The following is a 7,165-nucleotide window of genomic DNA, read 5'->3' as shown; positions in this document are numbered from 1 at the left end:
CATTTGTCATTTGTCATTTGTCATTTGTCATTTGTCATTTGTCATTTGTCATTTGGAGGAACTTTTGATCGTCTATAAGGTTGTAAAAACACAATGAGCAATACGAAGGACATTTCAGTGGAAGAGATTAGAACATGGCTGGATGAAGTCATGGATCCTGAAATCCCTGTGCTTTCGCTCAACGATTTGGGAGTAATTACGGGAATTGAAATTGAAGATTCTGGAAAAGTCAAAGTAAACATGACGCCTACCTTCTCGGGTTGCCCTGCTATGGATTATATGAAAAGGGATGTTGAAGAAACACTTCAGAAAAATGGAATTGAAAACCTTGATGTCCACCTTTCTTTTGAAACCCAGTGGAACTCAAACATGATTTCTGAAAAGGGACGAGCTGCTCTAAAGAAATTTGGCCTTGCTCCTCCTCCAAAACATAATTTGATTGTTGATATTGATTTGCTTGAGCACTCCAAATGCCCTAACTGCGATAGCACAAATACAGAAATGAAAACGCCTTTTGGCCCCGCGCTTTGTCGTTCCTTACATTTCTGTCACAATTGTAATCAGGCTTTTGAGCAGTTTAAACCGCTTTAGATTTTCTCCCAAAGGGAGTCTACATAGAATTCGCTTTCGTCTTTAAAGTTTTTCACCACCTTAAACCCAGCCTGCTCAGCAAATTGATAGATCATTTTAGGGGAATATTTTTGCGATACTTCAGTATGAATTGCTTCCCAGGCATCAAACGAATAAGTTTCCCCTGTGGCTTCAATAAAAACTTCTTGCTCCTTATTACTTACCAGATGGCTTTTCGTTTCTCCTGAAATTGGATCGTATGTTGGGAAGTGCTCATAGCCTTCTAAATCAAAGTTAGCCCCAAGCTCGTTATTTATTCTTCGGAGCAAATTAATATTGAACTCTTTGGTCACTCCTAACTTGTCATTATAGGCACTCAAAATCACGTTAGGGTTTTTCATCAAATCGAAACCGATGAATAGCATATCACCTGATCCTAAATTATCGCCTAACCTTTTTAAAAATTTAAGTGCCGAGCCGTTTGAAAAATTTCCAATATTCGACCCTAGAAAAAGCACGACTTCCTTCTGGAAATTATTCTCATTTAGCTTTGCCAAAGCATCAAAATAATCTCCTTGAATTGCATTCACTTTTAGTTTGGGAATTGATTTTTCAAGGTCACTAGAAAGTACCTCTAGTACATGTTGAGAAATGTCAATTGGTGAATAAGAGAAATCCACCCCTTCATTAACAAAGTGTTTTAGCAGCACCTTGGTTTTTGTCCCGTCACCTGCTCCTAGTTCAACCAAATTAAAACTACTATCTGAACCCAAAAAGCTTTTAAGAATCTCTTCTTTTTGTTTATCAAATATTTCGAACTCACAACGGGTTAGGTAATATTCTCCTAGCCCCATAATGGTTTGAAAAAGCTGATCACCCGTTTCATCATAAAAATATTTAGAAGAAAGGCATTTAGGATTTGAAGTAAGCCCCAAGTGGATGTCTTTTGCAAAGGTTGAAAGTGCAACGGTAGTTTCGCTCATTGATTAGAAGTTTTCTGCTAGTCGGATTCCTGTGAACTGCCAACGTAAGTGCGGATGAAAAAAGTTTCGGTAAGTTGGGCGGATATGATTACGACTAGTAGCATAAGAACCACCCCTGAGTACCATGGTATTGATCATGAATTTGCCATTATACTCTCCCAGTGCCCCTTCTGGCTTTTGGTAATATGGGTAGGCTAAATATGCACTATTTGTCCATTCCCAGACATCTCCATAAAATTGTGTATTTTCTCCTTGCCGGGGTATAGGCCTGAAGTTACGATTGTCTACAAAGTTGGCTGATTCTGGAATTTCTGGTTCGTGCATTTTACAAGCTACTTCCCATTCAAACTCAGTGGGTAATCGTTTCCCCTTCCATTTGGCAAAGGCATCTGCTTCATAAAAACTCACATGACTTACTGGTTCATCAGGGTTAATATCTTCTAAACCTGCTAAGGTATAGTGCTTCCAAGCTCCGTCTTGTTTGAACCAATAGAAAGGTGCTCGTATATTTTGCTTCTTCACCCATTCAAAACCTTCCATTAACCAATGATTAAAATCTTGATAGCCACCCGCCTCGATAAATTCCATAAACTCACCATTGGTGATCAGCCGATCTTGAATTCGGTAACGATGAAGAAAAACCTGATGAACGCCCTTTTCATTGTCAAAAGAAAACTCCTTTCCTTGATAGCCTATGGTGTAAACACCTTCGTCTACCGTAAGAAATTCTTCCTCAAGGTTGGTGTCACTAACTTCTCCCCTAAATGATTTGTAGCTCGGAAAAAGCGGATTGATTCCTAGGATGTGCTTGAGGTCATACACTAACAATTCTTGGTGTTGCTGCTCGTGATGCAGCCCAATAGTTAGTACTTCCAGTGTATTGTTTGAAATTACTTCATCAGATAAGTACGCCCTCATGTGATCGTCCACATAAGTACGATAAGCCATTATTTCCTTCACCCAAGGGCGAGAAAGCACACCTCTTTCTGACCTAATCCAACGATCTCCTTCTGTTTCGTAGTAACTATTAAACAGAAAGTGATAATCCTTATCAAAAACCCGGTAGTCAGCCATATTTGGCTTGAGTACAAAGTTTTCAAAAAACCATGTGGTATGCGCCAAATGCCATTTAGGCGGACTCACGTCCACTACAGGCTGTACTACAAAATCTTCTGGTTGTAAAGGCGCACATAACTCGTTCGTTAAAGTCCTAACTTTCAGATAGTTTTCGAGGATTGAAATTTGAGGTTCAGTCTGATTAGTAGAAATGCTCATATCATAGTAGCTGGGCTACAATATTAGTTTTATGAATGTCGGAAATGCAGATTAGAGTATCAATCTAAAACCACATTATATAAGACCTTCAACCTCTACTAAAAGTTCTGAAAAATTCAGATTTTCTGTTAGCCAATCTCGATGATGACATCATCTGTGAGTGGATGACTTACACAAGGGAGGACATAACCTTCGTTCAATTCAGCTTCAGAAAGGCCTTCATCTTCATCCATTTTTACCTTTCCAGAAATACATTTTCCTCGGCAAGCCGTACATAATCCACTCTGGCAAGAAAAAGGCAAATCAATATCTTCATCTAAGCCCTTTTCTAAAATGGTTTCTCCAGGTTCAACGGTGTATTTAAATTCTTCACCGTCATAGATAACGGTTACTTCACGCGCAATAATTTCATTGCTTACGGTTGCGCTTTCCTTCTTTTTTCCTGCATCGGAAGTGAAACTTTCTTTATGAACTTGCGCCTTTGGAATGTTTAGGTTTGACAATGATGACTCAACAATATCCATCATTGGGCCTGGACCACACATAAAGAATTCCGTTTGCCCTTCTTCCATTTTAGGCAACATTTCGAGCGCTTCTTTAATAATATCTTGAGTGAGCAAGCCTTTGTAACCTTTCCATTCAGGAGGTGCTTCGCCTAACACATGTACTACCTTGAATTGCTCTGGATTATCAGCTTCCATTTGCTCCAAGGCAGATTTGAAAATAATTGAATCAGAATCCCTGTTGGCATAAATAAGAGAAATCTTTGATTTAGGCTCTTGATTCAACGCTGATTTAGCAATCGACATTAAAGGTGTAATTCCACTTCCGCCACCAAAAAGAACAATATGTCTTTCGTCATTGGAGTCAAAAGTAGTAGTGAAGTTTCCAATGGGCTCCAAAACCTCCATTACATCACCAGCCTTCAAGTTGTCTCCCAAATGGTTCGACATTAAGCCGCCCTCTACTCTTTTCACTGTTACGGCAGGGTGGGGATCGACAAATGGAGAAGTGCAAAGCGAATAGGCTCTTCTTTCCATCTTTCCATTAATCTCTGCAATAAGGGTGAAAAACTGACCCGACTTATATGATATGGAACCAGAAGTTGGTTGTTCAAAATAAATACTAATAGCATCAGCAGTCTCCTTTACTACCTCCTTTACCTTTAAGTTTAAATGCCCTGCTTTAACCGAAGGAATTTCACTTTTTTCTGCTTGCTTTTTTTTGAATAATCCGAATGCCATGCTTTAAATTCTATTTTTAAGAAACCGTCAGTGTACCAACACCAATGCGTAGAAAGTAGTTTAAAAGAACGCAAAAGTAATCATCATCCTTCGAACTATGAATTGTTACGCCAAATTAGATACAGAAATGGGAGAAGTGTTACAAAAATGAGCGCTCAAGCCGGTACATTTTAGTATCTTTGCCCTTTCTTTTTAAACCGAAAACATGGATTTGAATACACTCACAGCCATTTCACCGATTGACGGTCGCTACAGAAGGGTTACGAATGCACTTACTGAATATTTTTCTGAATTTGCTTTAATTAAATATAGGGTAGAGGTTGAAGTCGAATATTTTATCGCGTTATGCGAAATTCCGCTTCCTCAGCTCAAAGGTGTAGATTCAAATCTATTTGAATCCTTACGGTCTATTTACGCCAATTTTACCGAAGCTGATGCTCTAAGTATTAAGGAGATTGAGAAAACTACAAACCATGATGTTAAGGCGGTTGAGTACTTCCTGAAAGACAAGTTTCAAGCACTTGGTCTTGCAGACCACATCGAGTTCATTCATTTTGGTTTAACTTCTCAAGACATTAATAATACTGCCATTCCTTTATCATTAAAAAGGGCAATGCACGAGGTAATTGAACCTTCAGTTTTGGAAGTGAAAAACACCATTAACGAAATGGCTGAAACATGGAAAAACATTTCTATGCTGGCCAAAACACACGGCCAACCAGCTTCTCCAACTAGATTAGGAAAGGAAATGCAGGTGTTCAGCAGTCGAATAGAAGAACAAATGATTTTGTTGGGTGACATTCCGTTTGCGGCCAAATTTGGTGGCGCGACTGGTAATTTTAACGCGCATCACGTGGCCTATCCAGCCATCGACTGGATTGATTTCGGAAATGAGTTTGTAAAAGAATCACTTGGCTTACAACGCAGCCATCCAACTACCCAGATTGAGCATTACGATCATATTGCAGCCCTTTTCGATAATATGAAGAGGATCAACACCATTTTGATCGATTTCTCTCGTGACGTTTGGCAGTACGTATCCATGAATTACTTCAAACAAAAAATAAAGGCGGGAGAAGTAGGTTCTTCTGCCATGCCACACAAGGTGAATCCGATTGATTTCGAAAATGCCGAAGGAAACTTAGGAATCGCCAATGCGATCTTCGAGCACCTTTCTGCTAAACTACCAATCTCTAGGCTACAGAGAGATTTAACTGATTCTACGGTATTACGAAACATTGGAGTGCCTTTAGGCCATACACTTATTGCTTTAAAATCGCTTGAAAAGGGAATTAAGAAGCTTGAATTAAACCAAGCAGCCATTGATGCGGACTTGGAAGATAACTGGGCAGTTGTGGCTGAGGCCATCCAAACTATACTTAGAAGAGAAGGTTATCCAAAACCTTATGAAGCATTAAAAGGATTGACCAGAACTAATCAAAAGATCACTGCTGAAGTGATGAAAGAGTTTATTCAAACTTTGGAAGTCTCTACAGAAATAAAAAATGAACTGATGCAAATCAGTCCATTTAATTATACAGGTTTATAAGTAAAAAGCCCCTTACGGGGCTTTTTTTTATTGCTTAGCTTTCTCGATTACTGAATCTGTTTTCGGGTCGTATTCCAATAGTTCGTTGTACAAAAGAACATCGTTCTTAAAGTCATACAAAGTCAATGTTCTTAGCTCATAATAAGCATCCCAATACTGTTGTAAAGCAGAAACATAACTTCTTATAGCTCCATCTTTACTTGTTCTAGCATTGGCTAGCGTTAGAATATCCACTTTACCAGCCAAGTACCTTCCATTAGTGATTTCAAAACGTTTCAAAGCAACTTCCTCACTTTTCTTGGCCAATGCAATTTGTTCTATTATTTGCTTAAAATTCCTTACAGCATTAGAAATCTCCTGCTCAAACGTAATCATATTTTGATCCACATTGAACTCTGTCAGCTTCTGTTGTTCTCTTGCTACATTCATACGGGCTTTATTCCTTCCTCCATCAAGAATAGGTATATTAAAGTCCAATCTAAATTGAGACCCAGCAGCAGTATTGCTTGACTCATAAACACCACCTAAATCATTAGTCTGTGCACTGTTGTAACCATAGGAACCTGTTATAGAAACATTAAACCGCCTTGCTCTTGCATCTGCCACTGATCTTTCAGCATTCAACCTTTGAAGTCTGAAATCCAAATACTCGGCTCTGTTCTCCTTCGCGTACTGCAAAGCCGTTTCATAATCAATATCAAACACAGCAACATCCATAGGAGCTACTAGCTCTAGATCAACATTTTCAGTTAAACCAATAAAGTTTCTTAATTCCAAAGAAAGCGACTGAACATCTAATTGAGCTTGTTGAGCCTCACTTTTTGATGTCAATAGTTCAAGTTCTGTTTGAAGTAACTGATCCTCCGTTGATGTTCCTATATTATATCTACCTTGCTCTACTCTATATACAGTATCATTCGCTTGCTCATTTTGCAATGCAATCTGCAAATTCCTTTGTTGTACGAGCAACCTGAAGAATAAATTAACAGCTATCTGAGAAGCCTGCTCCATGTCTTGTACATACGATCTTTTTGACTGCTCATACCTCAACGGCTCTATCTGCTTATCCCACTTAAAAGGGTTTACTGCAAAAAGCGGCTGTTCTATTGAAATACCAATAGGGTCGCCTTGATAACGAGTTGTGTTTCTATCATAATCATCGAAACGAGCCAATCTAGTATCAAAAGACACCGTTGTATTTGTCCATGGTAAGACTTGCTCAAGACCTAGACTTAAGTTTGAGTTATTTTGATTTACCGTATTAAAAACGACTGTTCCATCTGGCTGGGTAGTAGGAATAGTTCTATCCTGATAACTTGGTAAAGTACCTCTTACTAACAACTGAGGTTTTAATCCAGATTTATAAACATTGTAACTCCAAAAGCCTAAGGTTCTTTGGGTTTCGGCCTGTTTCGCACTTCTTGAGTTTTGTCTAGCCAACTGAATGACCTCTTCAAGAGTTAACACTCTTTTTTCTTGGGAAAAGGATACTTGAGCCAGACCAATAAATAGTAATAATAATAAAATGACCTTCTTCATAATGT

6 protein-coding genes are annotated in these 7,165 nt (G+C 38.7%); 2 read left to right on the top strand and 4 right to left on the bottom strand.

What is annotated here, in order from left to right:
* The first annotated feature begins 93 nt into the window (after window positions 1-93).
* Window positions 94-591, top strand: coding sequence for a 1,2-phenylacetyl-CoA epoxidase subunit PaaD (paaD, locus tag AAC026_RS16800; RefSeq protein WP_339700467.1), 498 nt, complete (start codon window positions 94-96; stop codon window positions 589-591).
* Here the strand turns inward: paaD and egtD are convergent.
* The 3 genes from egtD to AAC026_RS16785 all read right to left on the bottom strand — a co-directional run bounded on the left by egtD (window position 588) and on the right by AAC026_RS16785 (window position 4,072).
* Window positions 588-1,553 carry an L-histidine N(alpha)-methyltransferase gene (gene egtD / locus AAC026_RS16795; RefSeq protein ID WP_339700464.1) on the bottom strand — a complete coding sequence of 322 codons (966 nt, stop codon included), beginning with the start codon at window positions 1,551-1,553 and terminating at the stop codon, window positions 588-590. The two genes, paaD and egtD, sit on opposite strands and share 4 nt — an antisense overlap.
* Before the next feature lie 3 nt (window positions 1,554-1,556).
* The gene (egtB, locus tag AAC026_RS16790; protein ID WP_339700461.1) at window positions 1,557-2,828 is read right to left on the bottom strand and encodes an ergothioneine biosynthesis protein EgtB; all 1,272 of its coding nucleotides are present in this window, start codon (window positions 2,826-2,828) and stop codon (window positions 1,557-1,559) included.
* 128 nt (window positions 2,829-2,956) lie between these two features.
* Window positions 2,957-4,072 (bottom strand): ferredoxin--NADP reductase, encoded by a 1,116-nt coding sequence (locus AAC026_RS16785; protein ID WP_339700459.1) that lies wholly within the window; start codon window positions 4,070-4,072, stop codon window positions 2,957-2,959.
* Between the two features lie 205 nt (window positions 4,073-4,277).
* On the opposite strand from AAC026_RS16785, the gene purB reads away from it, so the two are divergent.
* A complete protein-coding gene (gene purB / locus AAC026_RS16780; RefSeq protein ID WP_339700457.1) occupies window positions 4,278-5,621 on the top strand; it encodes an adenylosuccinate lyase in 1,344 nt (447 codons plus the stop codon).
* Window positions 5,622-5,648: 27 nt separating this feature from the next.
* Here the strand turns inward: purB and AAC026_RS16775 are convergent, their stop codons facing one another.
* Window positions 5,649-7,160 carry a TolC family protein gene (locus AAC026_RS16775; protein ID WP_339700454.1) on the bottom strand — a complete coding sequence of 504 codons (1,512 nt, stop codon included), beginning with the start codon at window positions 7,158-7,160 and terminating at the stop codon, window positions 5,649-5,651.
* Window positions 7,161-7,165 lie beyond the last annotated feature (5 nt).

The organism is uncultured Roseivirga sp., from assembly GCF_963973945.1.
In the GTDB taxonomy this organism is placed as follows: domain Bacteria; phylum Bacteroidota; class Bacteroidia; order Cytophagales; family Cyclobacteriaceae; genus Roseivirga.
Note: the sequence above shows the minus strand (reverse complement) of the source record. Positions and strands in the feature narration are given on the sequence as shown.

What these genes read in the sequence shown, in the direction of transcription:
- paaD (WP_339700467.1), top strand. Translation starts at nt 94, where the DNA reads ATGAGCAATACGAAGGACATTTCAGTGGAAGAGATTAGAACATGGCTG.
- egtD (WP_339700464.1), bottom strand. Translation starts at nt 1,553, where the DNA reads ATGAGCGAAACTACCGTTGCACTTTCAACCTTTGCAAAAGACATCCAC.
- egtB (WP_339700461.1), bottom strand. Translation starts at nt 2,828, where the DNA reads ATGAGCATTTCTACTAATCAGACTGAACCTCAAATTTCAATCCTCGAA.
- AAC026_RS16785 (WP_339700459.1), bottom strand. Translation starts at nt 4,072, where the DNA reads ATGGCATTCGGATTATTCAAAAAAAAGCAAGCAGAAAAAAGTGAAATT.
- purB (WP_339700457.1), top strand. Translation starts at nt 4,278, where the DNA reads ATGGATTTGAATACACTCACAGCCATTTCACCGATTGACGGTCGCTAC.
- AAC026_RS16775 (WP_339700454.1), bottom strand. Translation starts at nt 7,160, where the DNA reads ATGAAGAAGGTCATTTTATTATTATTACTATTTATTGGTCTGGCTCAA.